This window comes from Sphingosinicella sp. LHD-64 (genome assembly GCF_031157375.1).
GTDB lineage: Bacteria > Pseudomonadota > Alphaproteobacteria > Sphingomonadales > Sphingomonadaceae > Allosphingosinicella.
Map to the genome: position 1 here is coordinate 56,583 of NZ_JAVIFV010000007.1, position 21,984 is coordinate 78,566.

Here is a 21,984-nt window from a genome sequence, read left to right on the forward strand (position 1 = left end):
CGGACGCTTGACGGATCGTTAAGTCTGCCGGTTTTTCACGGGGCCTGCCGGCCTTGCGCCCCGAGCAGCCGGTCGACCGCGCCGGAGGTGACGCTGTGATAGGACGGCCGGGTCCGCACGTAGATGCGCCTGGCGATCGGCCGGCCCCAGTCTTCCGCCCCCCACAGCGTCTCGAACAGCGGCAGCACGAACTTGCGCCGCCCCTGCCCGGCCAGGAACCGCTCGACCGCCGGCACGGCCGGCGGGTAGCGGTTGGCGAGCGCCAGCTGCAGCCAGGCGAACAGCGTCTCCGAATTGCCGCTCGCGGTCAGGTTAAACGCCCGGTCGAGCGCGGCCAGACGCTCCGCCGGCATCTCGCGTGGCAGGCCGTTGAGGAAGCGCAGCCGCTCCGCCGTCGTCCAGCCGGAATAGGGCACTGCGCCCACATCCCCGCCGGCATTATAGGCCGCGAGCGCCCGGTCGACTGCCGCGAACGCCGCCGGATCGGGTCGCGCGACATTGTCGGGAAGGCCCGGCTGGTAGGCCCAGCGGTCGAGCTGGAGCCGCTGCTCCAGCGCCGCATCGCCGCGGATCAGGTTGGCGCGCAGGTCGCTTAGGAACCGCGCCGTCGTCATCGGCTGGAAGGCGTGCCGGTCGAAATAGGAGGTGAGATAGGCGTCGAACCGCGCGCGCCCCACCGTCCGCTCGATCGTGCGCAGGAAGGCGGCGCCCTTGTCGTAGACGATGCCGCTCGACTCGGCGCCGCTGTCGTCGCGCAGCCGCGTCCCCGGCGCGTCCGCCCCCAGCTCCACGAGCGCCTTTTCGATCTCGGCGAAGCTCAGCGCCTCCTCCTGCGCCGCCCGCTGTCGCCCGTAGAGCGCCTCCATGATCCGGTTCTCGAAATAGGAGGTGAAGCCCTCGTTCAGCCACCTGTCCGGCCAGGTCGCGTTGGTGACGAGGTTGCCCGACCAGCTGTGCGCCAGCTCGTGCGCGACAAGGCCGTTGAGGCTTCTGTCGCCGGCGAGGAAGGTCGGCGTCAGGAAGGTCAGGGTCGGATTCTCCATCCCGCCATAGGGGAAGCTCGGCGGCAGCACGATCACGTCGTAGCGGCCCCAGCGATAGGGTCCGTTGAGCCGCTCCGCCGCCTCGACCATCCGCTCGGTGTCGGCCAGTTCCGCCGCCGCCCGGTCGAGCATCGCCGGCTCGGTCCAGACGCCGGTGCGCGGGCCGAGCTCGCGGAACGCAATGTCGCCCGCCGCGATCGCGATCAGATAGGGCGCGACCGGATGGTCCATGCGGAAGCGATAGGCGCGCCGCCGGTTCCCGGCATCCTCACCCTCGGGCGTCAGCCGCTCGCCCGACATCACCACCTTCATCGGTTCCGGCGCGGTGATCCGCGCCTCCCAGGTCTGGCGGATGCCGGGGCTGTCCTGGGTCGGGATCCAGGTCCGGTTGAGGATCGCCTGCCCCTGGCTGAACAGGTAGGGATGCCGCCCGCCCGCGGTCTGCTGCGGGGTCAGCCACTGCAGCGCCTCGGCGTCCGGCGCGCTCCTGTAGCGGATGCGGACCTGCGTCGGCGCCGCGCCCTCGCCGAACCGGATGGTGAGCGGCTGCCCCTTGGCCGCGTCGTTGGCGCCCAGTGCATATTGGAGCGGCTGCCCGGCCGCATCGGTCACCGCCTCGATCTCCAGCCCCCTGGAATCGAGGATGATCTCGTGCGCGCCCTGGGCGGCCTGGATGTCGAGCGTCGCCGTCCCCGCCATCCGCCGGTTCGCGAAGTCCGCGTCGAGATCGAGCGCGACACGGGTCACCCGCGCCACCTCCGGGCGGGCATAGGTCTGCGTGTCGCGCGCATCCGCCCCGGTCAGGATCGGCGCCACCTCCCGCGGCCCCCGCGCCTCGGCCGCCGCGTTCTGGTCGTTGCCGGTCCCGCTCGTGCAGGCGGCCACGGCAAAGGCGAAAGCGAGAGAGAGCAGGCGGCGCATGGGGAAAACTCCGGAGCGGGACACGGGCAGGGCAGGCCTGGCTAGCCCAACGCCGCCGCCGGGAAAAGGCCGCATCGCCCGCCGCTTAGGCTCCGGCGGGATGCAAAACGGGCGCTGCGGGCCGCCCCCCACGCCCCGCAGCGCCCGCCTCCGGCCGGCCGCAAGCCACTGGACCCGCACGCATCCTCCCCGGACGCGCGTCCCCGCGGGAGCAGGGCCGGCCGGAGCCCTGCGCTTGCGCCCATCAGTGCCGGTGGCGCCGCGCAGGCTCGCTTGCACACGATTGCGCCCCAGGCCGCGCCGCCGCTCAACGCAGCCGCGACGAATCTGCACCCCGGTGCGACGAAGCCGTAGCGCCCGCGGCTAACTGCGCCGGCGCGCAGCGACGCCGCAGTTAGACAAGAGAGCGCGAAGGCCGGACGGCCCGCGTCCTGAGCGAAGTCGAAGGGCGACAGGACCGACGTCACGAATTCACTTCGTGACGGCCCTCCCGCCCTCAAATTTGCAAAATAGGATTTGTTCTGTCTTTGTTCCAGATTTTGGAGGAACTGATGGACGAACAGACCCCTTTCCCCGCCGGCGAGTCGGACCCGGCACCGGCCCCCGAGCGGACTGCACCGCCCGCCGATCCGCGCCATCCCGATCCCGAGATCGCCGCCCTGCTCGATTTCGCGCCGGTCCGCCGCCGCTGCCGGCGTCACGACGGCTGGTCGGAGCAGGTGCAGCGCGACTTCATCGTCGCGCTCGCCACGCACGGCAATTCCGAGCGCGCCGCGCAGGCAGTGGGCCGGACGATGAGCGGCGCCTACAAGGTCCGCACCTCGGCCGGCGGCGAGGGCTTCGGCGAGGCCTGGGACAAGGCGGTGGCGCTCTACCTGCAGCGCCATCCGGCCGAGCCCCGGACCGGCCGCTGGCGACCCGCGGATGGCAAGGCGCCGCCACCCCCCGAGCCCGAGCCTGAGCCTGAGCCTGAATCCGATCCCTCGCTCTGCCCGGACGGCCGCACCAAGGCGGAGGTGTTCGAATCGATCCTCCAGAAATACTGGCGCAAGGTCGCGGCGGAGCGCGAGGCGCGGCTGGAGGGCCGGATCACCGAGGCCGATTTCTACGTCCGCCAGCTCACCGTCATCGAGATCGCGCTCGATCTCGGCGGCTATGCGCGCGATCTGCTGGGTGAGCTGGAGCGCCGCGGCCTCAACGTCTTCCGGATCGCCGCGACGCCGATGAGCGTGCTGCTCGATCGCGTGCGCCTGGAATGTTGGGCGGAGATGGGCGAGCCCGAGCGCCCGCCCCTGTCGCCGCTCGGCGAGCATGACGACGAGGTCGCGACCGGCGTGCCCACCTCCTACTTCCCGCTGCGCGACGGCGACCATGAGGGCTGGCAGCAAAGGCAGGACGCGCAGCACGCGCGCGCCGCCCAGGCGCAGACGGCGTGGGAGGAGAAGGCGCGGGCGGACGCGGCCGCCTGGGCGGCGCGCGAAGGCGCGGCGGAAGGCACCCGGCCATGAACTTCTATGTCCCCCATCATGCCGGCGCCAGGGGCGACCGGCTCTGGCACTGGGCGCGCGCCGATCTCGCCAAACACGGCCTCGCCACCACCCGCCGGCGCATCCGCGCCCTCATCTGGTATGACGACGAGGGCGAGGAGCACTACGTCATGGTCGGCGGCGAGACCCCCGGAGGGGAAGACGACGATCCGGTCATGACGATCCTCGAATCCGGCGATCTCGACGATCTCGTCTTCGTCTGCACCCTCTCCCGGCTGGCGAACGGCGAACCGCCCTTCGCGCTCAGCCTGGGGCGGGATTGGAAGGTGGTGGATTTCGATGACGGGGCTTCGGCTTAAGCATCTGGAATTCACCGCCCGCCTGGCCTTCGTCATGCTGGACCTGATCCAGCATCCCCTTCTTCGGGCGCCGACGAACTTGTCTCACGTCAATGTCTATGTTATAACACACGTATGAACACGCAGCTCAAGATCACGAAGATCGGCAACTCGGCTGGCGTCGTGCTGCCCAAGGATATCCTCGCGCATCTCGATGTCGACGTAGGTAGCGTCGTCGAACTGACCCGCACTCCGCGCGGGATTGAACTCAGTGCGCCCGAACCCGACTTCGATGCGCAGATGGCGGTCGCGCGCGCGGTGATGGCGCGGCGCAAGCGCGCGCTGCGCGAACTCGCCAAGTAGGAAGGTGGCCAAAGACTGGCTCTGGGTCACCGTCGAGGTGGCCATGGCGGCACATGCCGAGCAGTTGGCCGAACATGGCGGCGGCGAAGGCGTGCGCGACGCGACCCTGTTGGAAAGCGCGATGGCACGGCCGCAGAATCTCGCGGCCTATGGCGAGCCCGACGCGGCCGATCTCGCCGCCGCCTATGCGTTCGGTATCGCCCGCAATCATCCCTTCGTCGATGGCAACAAGCGGACGGCGGCGGTGGTCAGCGAAACCTTCCTGGTGCTGAACGGCTACAGCCTCGGCGCGAGCGACGCCGAGTTGGCCGTGGCTTTCATTGCTCTGGCGGCGGGTGAATTGAGCGAGGCGGAGACGGCGGATTGGTTTCGTAGGCACATAGGTGGAGATAAGCGAGAATATTGACTAGATATCGGGTCCTGAACAGTATGACAGCACGCTGAGGTTCGTCGCATGGGAGAGCGAGGCACAAGTCCAGCTAAGGCGGCCAGAAATGTCATTCAGCGTTTGTTGCAGATGCGCCAGCTATGGGAGGACGCGTCCAACCATTATTTTGATCCGGATCGATTCCAACTTGCACTTCAGAACTGCATAACGACAAGCCGCACCGTTACCTTTATTTTGCAATCAAACAAGGCCGCCATGACTGGCTTTGATGAGTGGTACGCGGAGCATGTCAAACGGTGGAGCGCTGATCCCATCATGTCGTGGGCCCGTGACGCGCGTAACTCAATTGAGAAGCGGGGCGATCTAGAAACCTACAGCCAAGTTCGTGCAACAATCATCGCCAGCTATGTTGGGAACCCGGAGTCGGCCTGGCTTAAGCAGTCTCTATTTGCGACACCTCAGCATATTTATCGCGGTGTACCGAAGAAATACATGGTCCCGCATGTAATAGAGAATGGCACACTACTTATCGAACGCCGTTGGGTGGATAGTGCCCTTCCGGACATGGAGATACTTGAGGCACTCGCGCATGTGTACGGTCAACTCGCCGATACAATAATAGACTACATTAAATGCAATCGACTTCCCGCCCCTCCCGAATTGGGAAAGACGCGTCCAACCGCCATGCAAGCGCTGGCGATGGACAGGGCTATCTACTTATCAATGATGGATGGCTCGGTTAGGGGCTTTCGCTACTATAAACGCCCATTGAAGCTGCCCGATAAACAGACCAGAAAGAAGGTGCTCGAACGCTATGGCGGCGCCCAATGGAAAGGGTTGCATGAAGCAAGAACTTTCAAGGAAATTGCTGGAATCTATTTCAAAAATGCGCGGGCCATCCTCAAGCGCGATGGCCACCACCGCAATTTCATGTTCTTCCTTGAAGGAGAGAAGATCATACAGATGATCCCATATGATCACCCCGATAGGGCATCCCGATATGTCCTTATGCACGATCTTTCGAAGCTCGCGAAAATTTCGGGTGCGGATGGGATGATGATGATTGGAGAAGCATGGACCGCGGAAGCCAGTAGATTGCCCCCTTCTGGCTTTGCGGTCGACGCTGATGAGCGCGGCGAAGCTCTGGTCATGCACTGTGCAAACGCGGAGGGCGCGTCGTTCAGCTATCACGCTGACTTCCAGCGAAAGCGGCCAGGTTCGAAGAAGGTCAAGAGCATTGGCGAGACGATTTATATGGAGGATGAAGCGGCTTTCATCGTTCTGCCGTTCCTTCGGGAATGGGGTGTACTGGATATGGATAAGGTCGCTGCGGCTGCAAATCGGATGAGCGAGGCCGGCATCAGATCGCCGATGGACGATCCTCGTTCGCCTTGAACGATATTCTCGCACGGCCTATGTACGATAATGTCGTACAGGAGACCCAAATGCCCGCACGCGCTAACAAGCCGGTCAGCGTCACGCTTGGCCCTCTCGGGGCACGGGCGGAGGCGCGTGTGAAGGCGGGGGACTATTCCTCGCTGTCCGAAGTGGTGCGCGCGGGCTTGCGCGCGCTGGAGCGCGAGGAGGCGCTGCTCGATCGCCTCTTCCAACCGATCGATCATGATGATCCCGCCGATCTGGCCTGGGTGAGGGCGAAGATCGACGAGGCGCTGAGCGACCCGCGCCCGCCGATCCCGGCGGAGGAAGTGTTCGCGCGGCTGAACGACCGGATCGCGGACTACAAGGCCAAGCGTGGCGCTTGAAATCGTCTTCGCGCCGGGCGCGGACGACGATCTGTTCGCGATCTATGTCTATGTCGCCGAGGCCGCGGGCTTCGTGGTGGCCGACAGCTACGACACGCGCCTGCGCGCCGCCGGCATGAAGCTCGCCGATTTCCCGGCGCGGGGCACGCCGCATGACGATCTCTCGCCGGGCCTGCGCAGTGTGCCGTTCGAGCGGCGCGCCACGATCTACTATCGGGTCACTGCGAAAGCGGTCGAGATCGTGCGGGTGCTGCATTCGGGCCGCGACGAAGGGCGGGCGTTCAGGAACTAGCCGCCAGTCCCGGGACACGGCTGCCAGTTGGCGCGCCCCCTTCCCCCTGCTAAGCGCGCCCGCGACATGACCGAACTTTCCCGCATCCGTAATTTTTCCATCATCGCCCATATCGACCATGGCAAGTCGACGCTGGCCGACCGGCTGATCCAGACGACGGGCGGGCTGACCGCGCGCGAAATGACCAGCCAGGTGCTTGATAACATGGAGATCGAGCAGGAGCGCGGGATCACGATCAAGGCGCAGACGGTGCGGCTCGACTACACGGCGGGCGACGGCGAGCGCTATGTGCTCAACCTGATGGACACGCCGGGGCACGTCGACTTCGCCTATGAAGTTTCGCGAAGTTTGGCGGCCTGCGAAGGCGCGCTGCTGGTCGTCGACGCGGCGCAGGGGGTGGAGGCGCAGACCCTCGCCAACGTCTACCAGTCGATCGAGCACGACCACGAGATCGTCCCGGTGATCAACAAGATCGACCTGCCGGCGGCCGACGTCGAGAAGGTCAGGAAGGAGATCGAGGACATCGTCGGCCTGCCGGCGGGTGGTGATTGGCGAGATGGGGGGGCGGTGCTCACCTCGGCGAAGTCGGGCATCGGCATCGACGAGGTGCTGGAGGCGATCGTCGCGCGTATCCCGCCGCCCGCGGGCGACGCGGCCGCGCCGCTGAAGGCGATGCTGGTCGACAGCTGGTACGACCCCTATCTCGGCGTCGTCATCCTGATCCGCGTGATCGACGGCACGATCAGGAAGGGCCAGCAGATCAAGTTCATGCAGGCCGGCACGACGCACCTGGTCGACCGCGTCGGCGTCTTCCGCCCGAAGATCGAGAACCTGCCCCAGCTCGGCCCGGGCGAGATCGGCTTCATCACCGCCCAGATCAAGGACATCGGCGAGACCCGCGTCGGCGACACGGTCACCGACGCGCGGCGGCCGGTGGCGCAGGCGCTGCCGGGCTTCAAGGAGGTCCAGCCGGTCGTCTTCTGCGGCCTCTTCCCGACCGACGCGGCCGATTTCGAGAAGCTGCGCGACAGCCTCGCCAAGCTGCGCCTCAACGACGCCAGCTTCTCGTTCGAGATGGAGACGAGCGCCGCGCTCGGCTTCGGCTTCCGCTGCGGCTTCCTCGGCCTCCTCCATCTCGAGATCATCCAGGAGCGGCTGACCCGCGAATATGACCTCGACCTCATCACCACCGCGCCGTCGGTCGTCTATGAAGTCCATCTGAGCAAAGGGAAGGACACGACTTCGACAGGCTCGGCCCGAACGGTGGGGCAGGATGCGGCGGGGCTGGACGTGGTCGAGATCCACAACCCCGCCGACTGGCCGGACCCGACCCGCATCGCCGAGGTCGAGGAGCCGTGGATCGAGGCGGTGATCTACGTCCCCGACGAGCATCTCGGGCCGATCCTGAAGCTCTGCCAGGACCGGCGCGGCATCCAGAAGAACCTGACCTATGTCGCCGGCCGCGCCCAGCTCACCTACGAGCTGCCGCTGAACGAGGTGGTGTTCGACTTCTACGACCGGCTGAAGAGCATCAGCCGCGGCTATGCGAGCTTCGACTATCACCAGATCGGCCACCGCGACGGCGACCTCGTCAAGATGAACATCCTGGTCAACGGCGAGCCGGTCGACGCCCTCTCGATGATCGTCCACCGCGGCGCCGCCGAGGCGCGCGGCCGCCAGCTCTGCGAGCGGCTGAAGGACCTTATCCCGCGGCATCTGTTCAAGATCCCGATCCAGGCCGCGATCGGCGGCAAGGTCATCGCGCGCGAAACGATCGCCGCGCTCCGCAAGGACGTCACGGCGAAATGCTATGGCGGTGATATCACCCGCAAGAAGAAGCTGCTGGAGAAGCAGAAAGAGGGCAAGAAGCGGATGCGGGAATATGGCTCGGTGAGCATCCCGCAGGAGGCGTTCATCGCGGCGCTGCGGATGGGGGAGGAGTAGCTTCCTCCTCGCCACTTCTTATCAGCCGCGAGACCAGGTCGCTTAGCTCGCTTGCGCGCTTGGATTGGCGGAAGCCAAGTTCATTCTTGATGATCAGCAACTCTTGGCGGTCAAATCGGCCCTGGCGAGCGTGGACTTCAAGCTGGTCTATCGAGAGGTGCGCCAACGGCCGGCCAATCCTGCCTCCGCTGCGCTTCATCTCACCCCGCCACCCAACCGGCTTGCCGGAATGAGTGGGCCATCGATGACGCGCTTCAGCAGATCGGCCTGCTTCGGCTCCAACTCCACGAGCAGGGTCAGCACGTTGAGCACGTTGATCAGCTCGCTCGTATATTCGGGCAACCAATGCTCGGGCTGGAGGTCACCGAGCGGCGAAGGCTTGCGCTTATCGCCGATCAGCGGGCGCTCGCGGTCCTTCCTACGATAGCTGAACCATTGGCGCAGCACATTCTTGCCCGAAACCTCATAGGCCCAGACCTCCGGCGCGACATTGTCGATATGGCCGGTGCCGACCTTCAACCGGCGCGCGGCGGCGTCATAATCGAGGCTGTCAGGAAAGCCGTCGGGCGTCGAGGGGATCGCGCCGCCCTTGGGAACGGTGGGCGGGTTCGTGGCCACGCGCGGCGCCCCGGCCGGATGGCCGCCGGCGAAACGGTCGCCGAACGTATGGAGCCAAATCACCTCGCGACCCAGCTTCGCGGCTTCGGCGAACAAGGCGGCGTCGGCGGTCAGCGGCACGCGCAGGCCGGGCTGGATCAGGTCGTCCCGGAAGCGCTCGACATAAGCCGGATGCGCCAGCAGCGCGGCGACATAGGCGAAGACATCGACCGGATCGACCGGTGCGCCATAGGTCTTGGCGAGCTGAGTGAGCACGGTGGGCGAGATGTTGGGATCGGTTGCTGCGGCGTCTTTCCAGAGGGCGAAGACATGGCCTCCACGACCACTATAATGATGCTTGTCAGGCGGCAGCGCGGTCATCGTCAAAGCTGGGCCAATCGATGGAGCCAAATCCATTGGCGCGGTCAGATAGACTTGATCTTTGCCCCACGCATTCCAGATTTTCGGTCGCGGATCGCTGATGACTCGCGCGTCTGCGATCAGAAATTGCCGGTCGAAAGACCGGAAGCCATATCGAGCAAATTCCTTTTGTGGCTCCGTTTCATTGATGATTTGGACAAGACGGGCAGGTCGATTGCCGAGTGCTTCGCTTACGACTTTTCGGATGTATCGACCCGCAACCTTGTATTCACCTGTCTTCTTGTCCTCCGCATCGTAGGATGGAACAAAAGTTCCTTTCTGGTCGGATCAGACTCCGACAGAAGTGTGTGCCAGCGACGCTCCAAAGTACTGGCATCCGACGCGATTACCCAGGTTCTTCCAGCTGTAACGCCCGGCCCGCTATAACCAACAATGGTATCGAGAGACGCAAAACTCCCCCAAGCGCCTTCAGCGATTGGCAGGAACGGCGCGCGCCAGTCAGCTAGACAGTCGCGCCAGCCTTTGCTGTCTAGCGCGATCCCCTCTAGCTGGTCGAATTTCTCCTCCCGCCGTCCCTTGGCAAGTGCCCGGAAGCGCACCTTGGCCGAAATATTGGGGTCGCTGGCCGGTGAGCGGGAGGCGAGGACGATGCAGACTGGGTGCTGAACGCCCTGAAAAATGCGGGTCGAAACCTCTGGCTGATGACCTTCCGGCGAGCAATCGATCACCCAGATTTCGTCGCACTGACGCCGCAGGCTCTCGCGCATCTTCTGGAAACCCGGACCGTTCAAATAGCCCGTCACGGTGATGTAGCAGACCATGCCTGACAGCGTTTCCTCGACTGGCGGCTCCCTATCGCGCGCGCCGCTGCCCTGTTCGAACACCTTCCACGCCGCCCAGCGCCAGAAGTAGATGTAAAGATTGCGCAAATGCTTGGCGTGGGCGCTTACCTTCCATGCGGCGGGCGGTATCCAGTCTTTAAACGGGGCCGCCTTGTTGCCGCTGCCGTTCTCGATCCAGCTTCCCTTGCCCTTGGCCTTCTCCTTGTACGGCGGATTGCCGATCACGACCGTGATCGGCTGCTCGCGCTTGATCTTGTTCGCCTCGGCGCGAGACTTCGAGATTTCCTTGTAGATGCCGGTGCCGGCTTCGATGTCCGCATAGGGATCGCTCAGCGTATCGGTGACGAACAGGCCGGGGGTGCCCTCCGCTTCCAGCGCGATCATCTCGGCGAGCAGGCGCAGCTCGGCGACGGCATAAGCGCCGAATTGCAGCTCGAAACCATAGATGCGTTTCGCCGCGCTGCTGATCGCGCCCGGCACCGCACCCGCGCCTTCATCCTTTTCAACGCTTTTGGCGATAGCGCGCAGGATGGCGAGCAGATAGGTGCCCGATCCCATCGCCGGATCGGCGACATGGACCTGATTGCTCGCCAGCCCCTGCGCGATGCCGAACCGTTTCGACGATCGCAGTGCCTCGTCGCACAGACGGACCATTGCCTGAACGACCTGCGGCGGCGTGTAGTAGGAACCGGTAAGCTTGCGCAGCCGGTTGTCGTAAATCTCGAGGAAGTCCTCGTAGAAATAAAGCCAGGCTTCGGGATCACCCTTGGCGATGACGTCCCAATCGACCACGTCGAGCACCCGCACCATCGTGTCGAGTGACGGGCCGAGCGACAGATCCTGTTCGGTCAGCAGGCGCAGCGCCGTGCCGATCAGTGTGTCGGTCTTGCCGAGCGCCTTGGCGACGCCGTCCAGCCCGTCGGCGAGGGTGAGCTTGCGTGACTTGGCCATGAGCAGGCCGAAGGTGATGGCCTGCGCATAGCCGTCAGCGAACTTGGCGTCGTCGGCATCGGGGAAGAGGAGAGCTTTCCAGTCCTCCTTCAGATCGGAGAGTTTGGCATTCCTGATGCCGAGCTGTTCGATCACCTCGTCGCGCAGGAATCGGCAGAGGCGCGCGGCGGTGGAGGCCAGCTCCTTCGGGCCCTTGGGCGGGATCGGGTGCCAGCTCAGGAAGTCATCGATCAATGGCAGCAGCGATTGCGGCGCGCCGAGCTGGTTGCCGGAGGTTTCGACGTCGCCATCCAGCTTGACGACCTCGCCGATCAGGCCGCCGTTGCGCCACAGCGAGAAAGCGTTGCCATCGGTGTAGATCAGGTTGGGCAGCGCCTTGAGCTTGTCCCACTGATCCTTGTCATGCTTGTCCCTGAACTTGCGCGGATCGGCGCCCTTGCCGGGTGCCTTCACCTCGACGAAGCCGATCAGCGCCTTGCGGCACTGGACGGCGAAATCGGGCCGGGTGCGTAGATCGGACAGAGATTTCTCGCCGACAAGCACGATCGCACCGGTCGTGTGGCCGCATTCGGCGGACAGCGCCGCGAACAATTGCTCGATGGGGTTACGTAGCTGATCCTCGGGCTGGCCGCCCTGATTCAGCTTGGCCCGGGCCGCGTCCCCAAATTCGCCCACAGCTTTTTTGATGCGCTCGGCTTGCGTCATCTGCCCTCCCAGATAGTTTGCTTCTTACAGGGGAGCGGGATGACCGCAACAGCGTGACGGGCCGAGATGCAGGCGACAGACGACTTCACCGCGGGACCGAGCCAGCTCGGTTTCGACCTCGGCGACAAGCCGGCGCCGGCGACCTACGAGCCGAACCTCGACGAGATTCGTGAGGACTTGGCCGCGATCCTCGATTCCGCCCGGAACGTCACCTCCGATGAACTGTGGGACGAGCGCACCTATCGTTACAACAAGGTGGTGTTCCCGCAAATGTCGCGCTGGCTGCCGGACGAGGAGCGTGACCAGCTCTGCTTCGAATTCGCTCAGGAGATCGAGCGGATCGAGCAATTGATGGCGGCCTAGCCGAGACTCAGGCTCGGCCACCCGCCCTCGTGCGGTGACGGGAAGGAAGAATCTTACGACGCCCCGTCTTCCCCACCCTCGCGCAGGACCCTCTCCCTCCACGCCGCTGCCTCCCGCGCCGCATCCTCCTCCCACGCCACCTGCGCGGCGGCATCCGCCGCATGCCGCTCCCGATACGCCTGCTCCTGCGCCTCGACATACTCCTTGTCCCCGCCGCGGATCGCCTCGCTGCGGCCAACGCTGACCAGGCCGAGGTCGACGAGGAGGTCGCGGGCGGTGGCGCGGGGGCGTTCGGGTTCGCCGGCGTTGTCCCAGAAGGCGCGGCGGGCGTCGTCGAGCAGGCGGGAGAAGGGGGTTTCGGCGATCTGCGTGAGGCTGAGGCCCTCGTGCCGGAAGCCCATGACGGCGTCCCAGCCCTCGCCGCCGCTCATCAGATCGAGGCTGACCTCGATATGGGTGAGCTGGCGCGCGTAGAAATCGGCCGCGGCGATCCGGCCTTCGAGCCGCGCCTCGCGCTCGGCGGCGAGCTTCAGGATATATTTGCGCACGATCGACCGGATGGCCTCCGCGCTCAGGCGGACCTCTTCCGGGGTCAGCGAGTCGGGGCCCGGCGCATCGGCATCGCGCGCACCGGGATCGGGCGACGGGGCGTCGGCGGCCGCGGCGGCGTTGAGGCCGGCGCCCATCCGCATCCGGCCCTTCTCGCGGGAGATCGCCATCGCCTTGTCCCAGGCGGCGCTGAAGCCCTCGGCGCCCTTCGCCTTGCGCAGCTGCTCGGCGCCGTTGACGCTCCGGCTTACCACCTTCGCGGCGCGGCGGGGCGAGCCGGTGATCGCGAGGGCGGCGATGAAATTGCGCTGCACCTCCGCCGTCCAGCCGTCGACCCGCTCGATCCGGCGCGGGACCGGCGGGAAATCGAGCAGGTCGCCGAGATCGGTGAAACCCTCCGCGCCGGCCTCGCCCAAGGCGCGGCAGCGATCGCAGATGACGGGGATGGGGACGGGATCCATGGCCGGTTCCTTCTCGGGAAAATGGGAACAGAACCAGAACAAATCCTATTTTGCAAGTTTGGGGAATCGGGGGGTGAAGCCGCAGAAAACGGCGCGGGAGTAAATCCCGCGCCGTCAGCCGTGTCGCCTGCGGCGCACGCTGGCCGGCCTTCGCCGGCTCTTCGCCCAGGCACGGCGGCGTTGCACGCCGGCGCGCTTGGCCTCGGCGGCTGCGGCTACGGCCCCGCCCGTTTCCGGTCCCGCCAGTCCAGCACCTCCCACCCCGCGTCGGTGGCGACGCGGACGAGGCGGTCGTGGGGGTTGGTGGCGAAGGCCTCGTCGGACCAGGCGTGGACCGGCGCGTCCGAGACATGATCGGAATAGAAGCGGATGTGGACCGCCTGGCGCTCCAGCCCCTCGCGCTGGAGCCAGGCCTCGATCATGTCGAGCTTGCCGAGCCCGTAGCAATTGGCGCCGTCGATCTTCGCCACGATCCGGCCCTTGCGGTCGGGGAGCGTGTCGGTGGCGATGACGTCGTCGAAGCCGAGTCGCTCGGCGATCGCGGCGGCGTAGAGGCGGTAGGAGGCGGTGGCCAGGACGAGACGGCGGCCGGCCGCCTTGTCCTCGGCGATGCGGGTGCGCGCGCCGGCGAGGATGTTGGTCTCGACCTGCCGGTCGGCGAAGCTGCGGACCACCGGCTCGAGCTGCTGCGGCGTCGGGCGGCCGACGAGCAGGCGGTAGTTCCATTCCTTCAGCCGGCCGCGGTCGACCAGCTTCAGCGCATAGGGGATGAGGGTGAGGCCGACCACCGGCAGGAAGACAAGGCGCCAGGGCGACAGCTGGCGGACGGCATGGGCGAGGAACAGGCCGAAGGTCGGCCGGCGCGTCACCGTCTTGTCCATGTCGTAGATGGCGAGCGTCGTCGTCATGGAACTCCCGTCAGCATAAAAGCGTAACGACTGTCCATGGTTGCTTGCCGCCTCCCGGGAATTAAAGCAGTCTCCCGCCGATGAGCGAGACTGCGGACATCAGCCATGACGCGGGGGGCCGCCGCCGGGTGCTGCGCTTCGCTGGCAACCTGACGCTGCTCCGGGTCCGCAAGGTCAGCGAGGAGCTGAAACAGGTCCAGGACGAGGCGCTCGACGTCGACATTTCCGACGTCGAGCGGATGGACACGGTCGGCGCCTGGCTGATCCACAAGCTGCAGCGCGACCATGGCGCGCGGGTGATCGGGGCGAGCGCGGAGCAGCAGCTCCTGCTCGACCAGGTCGCCAAGGCGGACACGCCGATGCAGGTGCGCGCCGAGCACGAGCAGCCGATGCTGCGGCTCGTCGCCGAGGTCGGCGAGGCGACGAAGACCGCCATGTCGACGATGCTCGGCCTGATCGGCTTCTTCGGATCGCTCTGCATGTCGGCATGGCACCTGATCCGCCATCCGCGGCGGTTCCGGTTCAACGCGGTGGTGACCAGCTTCGACATGGTCGGCGTGCGCGCGCTCGCGATCATCGGGCTGATGAGCTTCCTGGTCGGGGTCGTCATCGCCCAGCAGGGCGCGGTGCAGCTCCGCCAGTTCGGCGCCGAGGTCTACACGATCAACCTGATCGGCCGCCTCACCTTCCGCGAGCTCGGCATCCTGATGACCGCGATCATGGTCGCCGGCCGATCGGGCAGCGCCTTTGCCGCGCAGCTGGGCTCGATGAAGCTGGCCGAGGAGGTCGACGCGATGCGCACGATCGGCGTCTCGCCGATGGAGGCGCTGGTGCTGCCGCGGGTGCTGTCGACGGTGCTGCTGATGCCGCTGCTCGGCTTCTACGCGTCGATCGTCGCGCTGATCGGCGGCGGCCTGCTGTGCTGGATCTCGCTCGACATTCCGCCGATCACCTATGTCCAGCGCATCCGCGAGGTCGTGCCGATGACCGATCTGTGGTCGGGGCTGATCAAGGCGCCGGTGTTCGGCATGATCATCGCCATGGCCGGCTGCTATCAGGGCCTGCAGGTGCGCGGCGATGCCGAGGAGGTGGGCATGCGCACCACCGCCGCGGTCGTCCAGGGCATCTTCCTGGTGATCGTGCTCGACGCCTTCTTCGCCGTCTTCTTCACCGAGATCGGGTGGGTCTGATCTTGGCGAAGGGCGATCCGGTCATCGAGGTGCGCGGCCTCAAGAACGTGTTCGGCGAGCAGGTCGTGCACGAGGGGCTCGACCTCGACGTGCGGCGCGGCGAGATTCTCGGCGTGGTCGGCGGCTCGGGCACCGGCAAGTCGGTGCTGATGCGCTCGATCATCGGCCTGCAGACGCCGGCCGAGGGCGAGATCCAGGTGTTCGGCGAGCAGATGGTCGGCCGCGACGAGGAGGAGGCCAAGCATATCCGCCGGCGCTGGGGCGTGCTGTTCCAGGGCGGCGCGCTGTTCTCGACGCTGACCGTCGCCGAGAACGTCCAGGTGCCGATCAAGGAGTTCTTCTCGGGGCTCGACCGGCAGCTGCTCGACGAGATCGCCGCCTACAAGATCTCAATGACCGGCCTACCGCCACTGGCGGCCACACGCTACCCGTCGGAGCTGTCCGGCGGCATGCGCAAGCGCGCCGGCATCGCCCGCGCGCTGGCGCTCGATCCGGAGCTTTTGTTCCTCGACGAGCCGACCGCGGGCCTCGATCCGATCGGCGCGGCGGCGTTCGACGAGCTGATCGGCGAGCTTTCCCACGCGCTCGGCCTCACCGTCTTCCTGATCACCCACGATCTCGACACGCTCTACGCGATCTGCGACCGGGTGGCGGTGCTCGCCGACCGCAAGGTGGTCGCGGTTGGAACGATTCCGGAATTATTGGCTTTGGATCACGAATGGATTCAGGAATATTTCCGCGGACCGCGGGGGCGCGCCGCCGCCGCGGGAGCGCATGAGGAACAAGAGGCGGGAGCCTGATGGAGACACGTTCGAACCAGATCCTCGTCGGCAGCGTGGTCCTCGGACTGATCGCGGCGCTCGTGGTGTTCATCGTCTGGCTGAGCTCGCTCGGCGAGGGCGGGCAGAAGGTCTATGACGTCTTCTTCCAGCAGTCGGTCGAGGGGCTCGCCAACGGCTCGGGCGTCACCTTCCGCGGCGTGCCGGTCGGCCAGATCGAATCGATCAACCTCGAGCCGAACAGTCCGCAGTTCATCCGGGTGCGCATCCGGGTGAGCGACACCACGCCGGTGCTGCAGGGCACGACCGCGACGATCCGCGGCGTCGGCTTCACCGGCGTCTCGCAGATCCAGCTCGATCCGCCCGAGCAGCAGGCGGGCCAACGGGGGCAGCCGGCCGAGATCCGTTGCCCGGAGCAGAATCCCGAGTCCGAATGCCCCTACGGCTTTCCGGTGATCCCGACCCGGCCGGGCGCGCTCGGCCAGCTGCTCAACACCGCGCCGGAGCTGCTCGAGCGGGTGAGCACGCTCACCGAGCGGCTGACCGAGCTGCTCTCCGACCGCAACCAGGAGAGCTTCGCGGCGATCCTCGACAATGTCGAAGGCATCACCCGTTCGTTGGACGAGCGTTCGCCGGAGATCGCCGCAACGCTCGCCGAAGCACGGGTCGCGATCCAGCAGGCGGGCCGCGCGGCAGAGCAGTTCGGCCAGCTCGCCGAATCCGCCAACACCCTGGTCAACGAGGATGGACGGCCGCTGGTGACCGACCTCAGGCGGACGCTGCAATCGGCCGACCAGAGCATGCAGCAGCTCCAGTCGGCGATCGGCGAGGCGCGGCCGGGGATCCAGAACTTCTCGACCCAGACCCTGCCCGAGGTCGGCCAGCTGATCCGCGACCTGCGCGCCACCTCGCAGTCGCTGCGCGACATCACCGACCGCCTCAACCAGCAGGGCGTCGGCGGCGTGATCGGCGGCCAGCGCCTGCCCGACTACCGGCCCGGAAGAGGAAACTGACCATGCGCCTGAAGCCCCTCGCGGCCGCCCTCCTCCTGCTCCCCCTCGCCGGCTGCTTCGGCGGCGGGGGCGGGCCCGACCAGCTCCTGACCCTGACCGCGGCGGAGAGCCGGCCGCCGGCAAGTCCGCGCACCGCCGGCCAGGGCGCTGCGGTCACCGTCGCCGAGCCGAGCGTGCCGCAGGCGCTGCGGACCAACCGCGTGCCGGTCTATGTCAACGAGACGACCATCCAGTACCTGACCGGCGCCGCCTGGGTGGAGTATCCGGGGCCACTGTTCGCGCGGCTGCTCGGCGAGACGATCGCGGTGCGCACCGGCCGCGTCGTGCTCGATCCCGGTCAGTACAGCCACGATCCCGGCACGCGCGTCACCGGCAATCTCGTGAAGTTCGGCCTCGATCCCGCGGCAATGGAGGCGGTCGCGATCTACGACGCCGCGATCGCTCAGCAGGGCGGGGGTGTCAGGACGAACCGCTTCGAGGCGCGGGTCCAGGTCTCGGAGGCAACCGCCGAGGCGGTGGCGCCGGCGCTCAACCAGGCGGCGAACCAGGTCGCCGAGCAGGTCGCGGCCTGGGTGGGGCAATAGCCTCCCATCACCCTGTTCCCTTTTCGTCACCCCGGCGCAAGCCGGGGTCTCGTCGGGTGAAGAACCCGGCGTTCGTCCGTCCTGAGATCCCGGCCTGCGCCGGGATGACGGTCAGGCCAGGCTCTTGCTCGCCTGTTCGAACACGTCCTTGCTGAGGCCCGGCGTCGCGACGATCCGTTCCAGTTCGGCCTTCATCAGCCCGGCGCGACCGTGGTCGAAGCGGCGCCAGCGGCCGAGCGGCGGGACCAGCTTGGCCGCGGTCTGCGGGTTGAGCTTGTCCTCGGCCAGGATCATGTCGGCGAGGAACCTGTAGCCGCGACCGCTGACGTCGTGGAAGGCGCGCTGGTTGACCGAGAAGGCGCCGACCAGCGCCCGCAGGCGATTGGGATTGGCGAGGGTGAAATCGGGGTGGTTCGCCAGCGCCTCGACCTCGGCCGGAGCATCGTCGCGCGTGGAGAGCGCCTGCACGGTGAACCATTTGTCGATCACCAGCGCATTGCCCTTGTAGCGATCGTAGAAGGCCGCCAGCGCGGCATCGCGCTCGGCCGAAACGCCGTTGACGAGCACGCCCATCGCGCCCTGACGGTCGCTCATATTGTCGGCCTCGTCGAACTGGCGCATGGCGAGCTCCGCCGCGTCGTCCGCGCCGGCGGCGGTGATGTAGCCCAACGAGATGGTGCGCAGCCGCCGCGCGCCCTTGGCGGCGGGGTTGTATTCGTACCGATTGGCCGTGCTCGCCGCATAGGCGCCGCGCCACAGATCGTCCAGCTCGGTGCCGAGATCGGCGCGCAGCGCCTCGCGGGCGCGGTTGATCGCCTCCGGGTCGACCTGCGCCATCCGGTCGCCGATGAAGGATTCGCTCGGCAGCAGCACCGCCTCGGCGATGAAGGCGGCTTCCAGCGTCTCGTTGGTGAGGGTGCGGCGCACCGCCTCGATCACCGGGCCGTGGTCGCCCGCGCCTGAGCTCACCGATGCGATCAGCGTGTCGAGCATCAGCTGCTGCATCGCCTCGTAGCGCGCGAAGGGATCATTGTCGCAACCCGAGAGGAAGGCGAGATCGGCGGCGCTGCGGTCGGTCTCCAGCACGATCGGCGCGGAGAAGTCGCGGTTGATCGACAGCACCGGCCTGGCCGGCGCCCCGTCCAGCGCCACCTCGGCGCTGGCATCCTCGAAGATGATCAGGCGTTCGTCGACGGCCTTGCCGGTGTCGCCGTCCATCAGCGCGACCTTGAGCGGGATCGGCATCGGCCGCTTGGCCGGCTGGCCCGGCGTCGCCGGCACTTCCTGCTCGAGGTGCAACGTCAGGCCGTCGCCGCCATTGGCGAGGCGCGCCTTCACCTTGGGCGTGCCGGCCTGGCTGTACCAGGCTCGGAAATGGGTGAGATCGACGCCGGACGCGTCCTCCATCGCCTTGACGAAATCCTCGCAGGTCACCGCCTGGCCGTCATGCCGGTCGAAATAGAGGTCGCAGCCGGCACGGAACTTCTCGGGGCCGAGGATGGTGTGCATCATCCGGATGAGCTCGGCGCCCTTGTTGTAGACGGTCGCGGTGTAGAAGTTCGAGATTTCGATATAGGAATCGGGCCGCACCGGATGGGCGAGCGGACCGGCATCCTCCGGGAACTGGGCGGCACGCAGCATCCGCACGTCCTCGATCCGCTTGACCGCGCGGCTGCCCATGTCGGCGCTGAACTGCTGGTCGCGGAAGACGGTGAAGCCCTCTTTCAGGCTAAGCTGGAACCAGTCGCGGCAGGTGACGCGGTTGCCCGACCAGTTGTGGAAATATTCGTGCGCGACCACGCCGGCGATGCCGTCATAATCCTGGTCGGTCGCGGTGTCCGGATCGGCCAGGATGTAGCGCGAGTTGAAGACGTTGAGGCCCTTGTTCTCCATCGCGCCGAAATTGAAGTCGGCGACCGCGACGATGTTGAACACGTCGAGATCATATTCGCGGCCGAACACCTCCTCGTCCCACTTCATCGCCGCCTTGAGGCTGGCCATGGCATGGTCGGTCCGCTCGAGATCGCCATCGCGGACCCAGATGCCGAGATCGACGGTGCGGCCGGAGCGGGTGGTGAAGCGGTCGCGATTGGCAACGAGATCGCCGGCGACGAGGGCGAACAGATAGCAGGGCTTGGGGAAGGGATCGTGCCATTCGGCCCAGTGCCGTCCGCCCTCGGATTCCCCCGAAGCGACAGGATCGCCGTTGGCGAGCAGCACCGGGAAGCGCGCCTTGTCGGCGGTCATCTTCACCTGGTAGCGGCTGAGCACGTCGGGCCGGTCCGGGAAGGGCGTGATCCGCCGGAAGCCTTCGGCCTCGCACTGGGTGCACAGCATCCCGCCCGACTCGTAGAGACCCATGAGCTGGGTGTTGGCGCGCGGGCTGATCTCGACCTCGGTCTCGATCACCGCGCTTTCGCCGTTGACCGGCACCTTCAGCACCTCCTCCTCGAACCAGTAGTTGACCGGCGCGCCGTCGACGGCGACGCGGAGGATGCGCAGGCCCTGGGCGTCGAGCCGGACCGGAAGATTGTGGTCGCCCTGCCGCGCGACGGTCAGACGGGAGCGGACCACCGTCCGTTCGGGGTCGAGATCGAAATCGAGCGCGATCTCCGGCACCAGCCAGTCGGGCGGACGATAGTCCTCGCGGCGAATCGTGTGCGGGGCGGCGGGTGCGGAGAGGGCATCGGGCATGGGCCGAACTTAGGCCGCCCGCCCCGCCGGCGCAATCGAAGGGCCGTTAGACGGTGCCAGGCTAGCGGGCAGCGGTCGCGGGCGCCGCCAGGCCGGTGCGGCAGCCGCGGCTGCGGTGCAGCCCGCGCAGGAAGCCGCGCCGGGCGATACCGGCGTCGACCGCGGCCTCGAGCCGGCGCTGCTGATCGGCGGCGCCGCTCAATTCCCGGATCAGGCTGCGGAACGGCACGACCGAATTGACAACCATTCGGCCGCCCGCGGCGGCGATCCGCCCGGCCTCGCTCCCCTGCGCTTCGGCCGGCATATCGAAATCCGTGCCGAGCACGCCGCTGAGCTCGATGATCGCCGCCGAGATCTGTGCGCAGGTCCTCGCGCCGTCGAGCCCGTAAGGATCGGCGGCCGCGCGTTCGAGCACGGGCGGGACCTCGGTCCGCTGGATTCCGACATCGCGCGCGGGCTGGGTCGCGATCTGCCCGGCGGAGTTCTGGTTGGGCCGGTTCTCGTGGGTTGTCTGGGCGAGGCCGGCGGCGGCGAGGGGCAGGGCCAGGACGGCCGCAGCGATCTTGAAGCCGGATCGGAACATGGGGCGACTCCCTGTCTGGATTCGCCGACTATTCGTTGCGGAGACGGATTTTTCCAGCCGTTTCCGCCTGGGTCAGCGGCGCTTCAGCCAGGCGATCAGCTCAGGGAGCGGGATGACGTCATTGAACGAGATGCCGCACGCACGCCCGCTCTGCCACCGGACCACGCCCGGGACCGGACGGAAATCGTCGAGCGTCACGACCACCGCCGCCCCGGCCTCGAACGCGCCGTCGGTCTCGATCTTGAGGCCGCTCTGGGAGATGTCGCGGGTCTGGACGCGGAAGAGCCGCGCGCCGGCGCGCAACGTCGCCGAGCGATCGACCTCGATGCGCGGCGCGCGGGTGCGCCAGCCATTGTCGAGCACGGTCGGGTTGGCGAGCAGCTCCTCGATGTCGACCTCGGTGTCGAAGGCGATACCGGCATTGGAGTCGCGCACCCAGGCGATCTTGCCGCTGACCTGCTGGTTGGTCTTGAGCTCGACCGTCACTGCCTGGCCGATCGCGACCTGGCTGTAGACATGGGCCATCAGGCCGCCGGCGGAGATGTTGCGGATGAGGCAGAGCTCGCGGCGGCCGTCGACCATCAACGTGCCGACGCGCAGGATCTTGAGATGGCGCTCCGCGTGCCGCCGCTCGGGCGGCGACGGAACCTGGTTCGAGAAGGAGAAGCTCGTCTCCACGATCTCTTCTTGTGCCAGCATCTGATGACCCACCTGATGACCCGCCCTGGGCGCGATTGCCCATCTTGCACGGACACACTTCCGCCCTTCCTCCCACCTTGGCCGGAAACATATTTAAGAAGTCCTTACCGATACCCTCGTTTTTACCGCATTCCCTGGAGGCGCCG

At 66.8% G+C, this 21,984-nt stretch carries 21 protein-coding genes; 13 read left to right on the top strand and 8 right to left on the bottom strand.

The window, feature by feature from the left end:
* Positions 1–35 precede the first annotated feature (35 nt).
* Complete coding sequence (locus RCO27_RS18975) at positions 36–1,964, bottom strand: M1 family metallopeptidase (RefSeq protein ID WP_309004293.1); 1,929 nt, start codon at positions 1,962–1,964, stop codon at positions 36–38.
* Between the two features lie 551 nt (positions 1,965–2,515).
* Between RCO27_RS18975 and RCO27_RS18980 the strand changes: the two genes are divergently transcribed.
* The 8 genes from RCO27_RS18980 to lepA all read left to right on the top strand — a co-directional run bounded on the left by RCO27_RS18980 (position 2,516) and on the right by lepA (position 8,539).
* Complete coding sequence (locus tag RCO27_RS18980) at positions 2,516–3,472, top strand: hypothetical protein (protein WP_309004294.1); 957 nt, start codon at positions 2,516–2,518, stop codon at positions 3,470–3,472.
* Entirely contained in the window at positions 3,469–3,810 is a 342-nt protein-coding gene (locus RCO27_RS18985; protein ID WP_309004295.1) for a hypothetical protein, read from the top strand. Before RCO27_RS18980 ends, RCO27_RS18985 begins: the two co-directional genes overlap by 4 nt.
* A 114-nt stretch (positions 3,811–3,924) precedes the next feature.
* Entirely contained in the window at positions 3,925–4,152 is a 228-nt protein-coding gene (locus tag RCO27_RS18990) for an AbrB/MazE/SpoVT family DNA-binding domain-containing protein (RefSeq protein WP_309004296.1), read from the top strand.
* A 43-nt stretch (positions 4,153–4,195) separates the two neighbouring features.
* Positions 4,196–4,558: a type II toxin-antitoxin system death-on-curing family toxin gene (locus RCO27_RS18995; RefSeq protein WP_374990398.1), complete on the top strand. Its 363-nt coding sequence runs from the start codon at positions 4,196–4,198 to the stop codon at positions 4,556–4,558.
* A 48-nt stretch (positions 4,559–4,606) separates the two neighbouring features.
* A complete protein-coding gene (locus tag RCO27_RS19000) occupies positions 4,607–5,935 on the top strand; it encodes a hypothetical protein (RefSeq protein ID WP_309004298.1) in 1,329 nt (442 codons plus the stop codon).
* Between the two features lie 50 nt (positions 5,936–5,985).
* On the top strand, positions 5,986–6,303 hold the full coding sequence (locus tag RCO27_RS19005) for a type II toxin-antitoxin system ParD family antitoxin (RefSeq protein ID WP_309004299.1): 318 nt from the start codon (positions 5,986–5,988) through the stop codon (positions 6,301–6,303).
* On the top strand, positions 6,293–6,595 hold the full coding sequence (locus tag RCO27_RS19010; RefSeq protein WP_309004300.1) for a type II toxin-antitoxin system RelE/ParE family toxin: 303 nt from the start codon (positions 6,293–6,295) through the stop codon (positions 6,593–6,595). The genes RCO27_RS19005 and RCO27_RS19010 overlap by 11 nt, the downstream gene beginning before the upstream one ends.
* Before the next feature lie 66 nt (positions 6,596–6,661).
* Complete coding sequence (gene lepA / locus RCO27_RS19015; RefSeq protein WP_309004301.1) at positions 6,662–8,539, top strand: translation elongation factor 4; 1,878 nt, start codon at positions 6,662–6,664, stop codon at positions 8,537–8,539.
* A 195-nt stretch (positions 8,540–8,734) separates the two neighbouring features.
* On the opposite strand, the gene RCO27_RS19020 is transcribed toward lepA, so the two are convergent.
* Both RCO27_RS19020 and RCO27_RS19025 read right to left on the bottom strand, forming a co-directional pair.
* The gene (locus tag RCO27_RS19020; RefSeq protein WP_309004343.1) at positions 8,735–9,763 is read right to left on the bottom strand and encodes a type ISP restriction/modification enzyme; all 1,029 of its coding nucleotides are present in this window, start codon (positions 9,761–9,763) and stop codon (positions 8,735–8,737) included.
* Positions 9,748–12,015: an N-6 DNA methylase gene (locus RCO27_RS19025; RefSeq protein WP_309004302.1), complete on the bottom strand. Its 2,268-nt coding sequence runs from the start codon at positions 12,013–12,015 to the stop codon at positions 9,748–9,750. The genes RCO27_RS19020 and RCO27_RS19025 overlap by 16 nt, the downstream gene beginning before the upstream one ends.
* A gap of 66 nt (positions 12,016–12,081) precedes the next feature.
* On the opposite strand from RCO27_RS19025, the gene RCO27_RS19030 reads away from it, so the two are divergent.
* Positions 12,082–12,378, top strand: a complete 297-nt coding sequence (locus tag RCO27_RS19030) for a hypothetical protein (protein ID WP_309004303.1) — start codon at positions 12,082–12,084, stop codon at positions 12,376–12,378.
* 53 nt (positions 12,379–12,431) lie between these two features.
* Here the strand turns inward: RCO27_RS19030 and RCO27_RS19035 are convergent, their stop codons facing one another.
* The gene (locus RCO27_RS19035) at positions 12,432–13,388 is read right to left on the bottom strand and encodes a hypothetical protein (RefSeq protein WP_309004304.1); all 957 of its coding nucleotides are present in this window, start codon (positions 13,386–13,388) and stop codon (positions 12,432–12,434) included.
* Positions 13,389–13,603: 215 nt separating this feature from the next.
* Positions 13,604–14,296: an HAD-IB family phosphatase gene (locus RCO27_RS19040; protein ID WP_309004305.1), complete on the bottom strand. Its 693-nt coding sequence runs from the start codon at positions 14,294–14,296 to the stop codon at positions 13,604–13,606.
* An 80-nt stretch (positions 14,297–14,376) separates the two neighbouring features.
* On the opposite strand from RCO27_RS19040, the gene RCO27_RS19045 reads away from it, so the two are divergent.
* The 4 genes from RCO27_RS19045 to RCO27_RS19060 are packed head-to-tail and all read left to right on the top strand — an operon-like array spanning position 14,377 to position 17,862.
* On the top strand, positions 14,377–15,486 hold the full coding sequence (locus RCO27_RS19045; protein WP_309004306.1) for an ABC transporter permease: 1,110 nt from the start codon (positions 14,377–14,379) through the stop codon (positions 15,484–15,486).
* A complete protein-coding gene (locus RCO27_RS19050; protein ID WP_309004307.1) occupies positions 15,477–16,286 on the top strand; it encodes an ABC transporter ATP-binding protein in 810 nt (269 codons plus the stop codon). Before RCO27_RS19045 ends, RCO27_RS19050 begins: the two co-directional genes overlap by 10 nt.
* The gene (locus tag RCO27_RS19055; RefSeq protein WP_309004308.1) at positions 16,286–17,278 is read left to right on the top strand and encodes an MlaD family protein; all 993 of its coding nucleotides are present in this window, start codon (positions 16,286–16,288) and stop codon (positions 17,276–17,278) included. The genes RCO27_RS19050 and RCO27_RS19055 overlap by 1 nt, the downstream gene beginning before the upstream one ends.
* A gap of 2 nt (positions 17,279–17,280) precedes the next feature.
* Positions 17,281–17,862 (top strand): ABC-type transport auxiliary lipoprotein family protein, encoded by a 582-nt coding sequence (locus RCO27_RS19060; RefSeq protein ID WP_309004309.1) that lies wholly within the window; start codon positions 17,281–17,283, stop codon positions 17,860–17,862.
* Between the two features lie 111 nt (positions 17,863–17,973).
* On the opposite strand, the gene pepN is transcribed toward RCO27_RS19060, so the two are convergent.
* The 3 genes from pepN to RCO27_RS19075 form a co-directional block, all read right to left on the bottom strand.
* A complete protein-coding gene (pepN, locus tag RCO27_RS19065; protein WP_309004310.1) occupies positions 17,974–20,556 on the bottom strand; it encodes an aminopeptidase N in 2,583 nt (860 codons plus the stop codon).
* A gap of 61 nt (positions 20,557–20,617) precedes the next feature.
* The gene (locus RCO27_RS19070; RefSeq protein ID WP_309004311.1) at positions 20,618–21,139 is read right to left on the bottom strand and encodes a hypothetical protein; all 522 of its coding nucleotides are present in this window, start codon (positions 21,137–21,139) and stop codon (positions 20,618–20,620) included.
* 72 nt (positions 21,140–21,211) lie between these two features.
* Positions 21,212–21,838, bottom strand: coding sequence for a PilZ domain-containing protein (locus RCO27_RS19075; protein ID WP_309004312.1), 627 nt, complete (start codon positions 21,836–21,838; stop codon positions 21,212–21,214).
* Between the last annotated feature and the right edge of the window lie 146 nt (positions 21,839–21,984).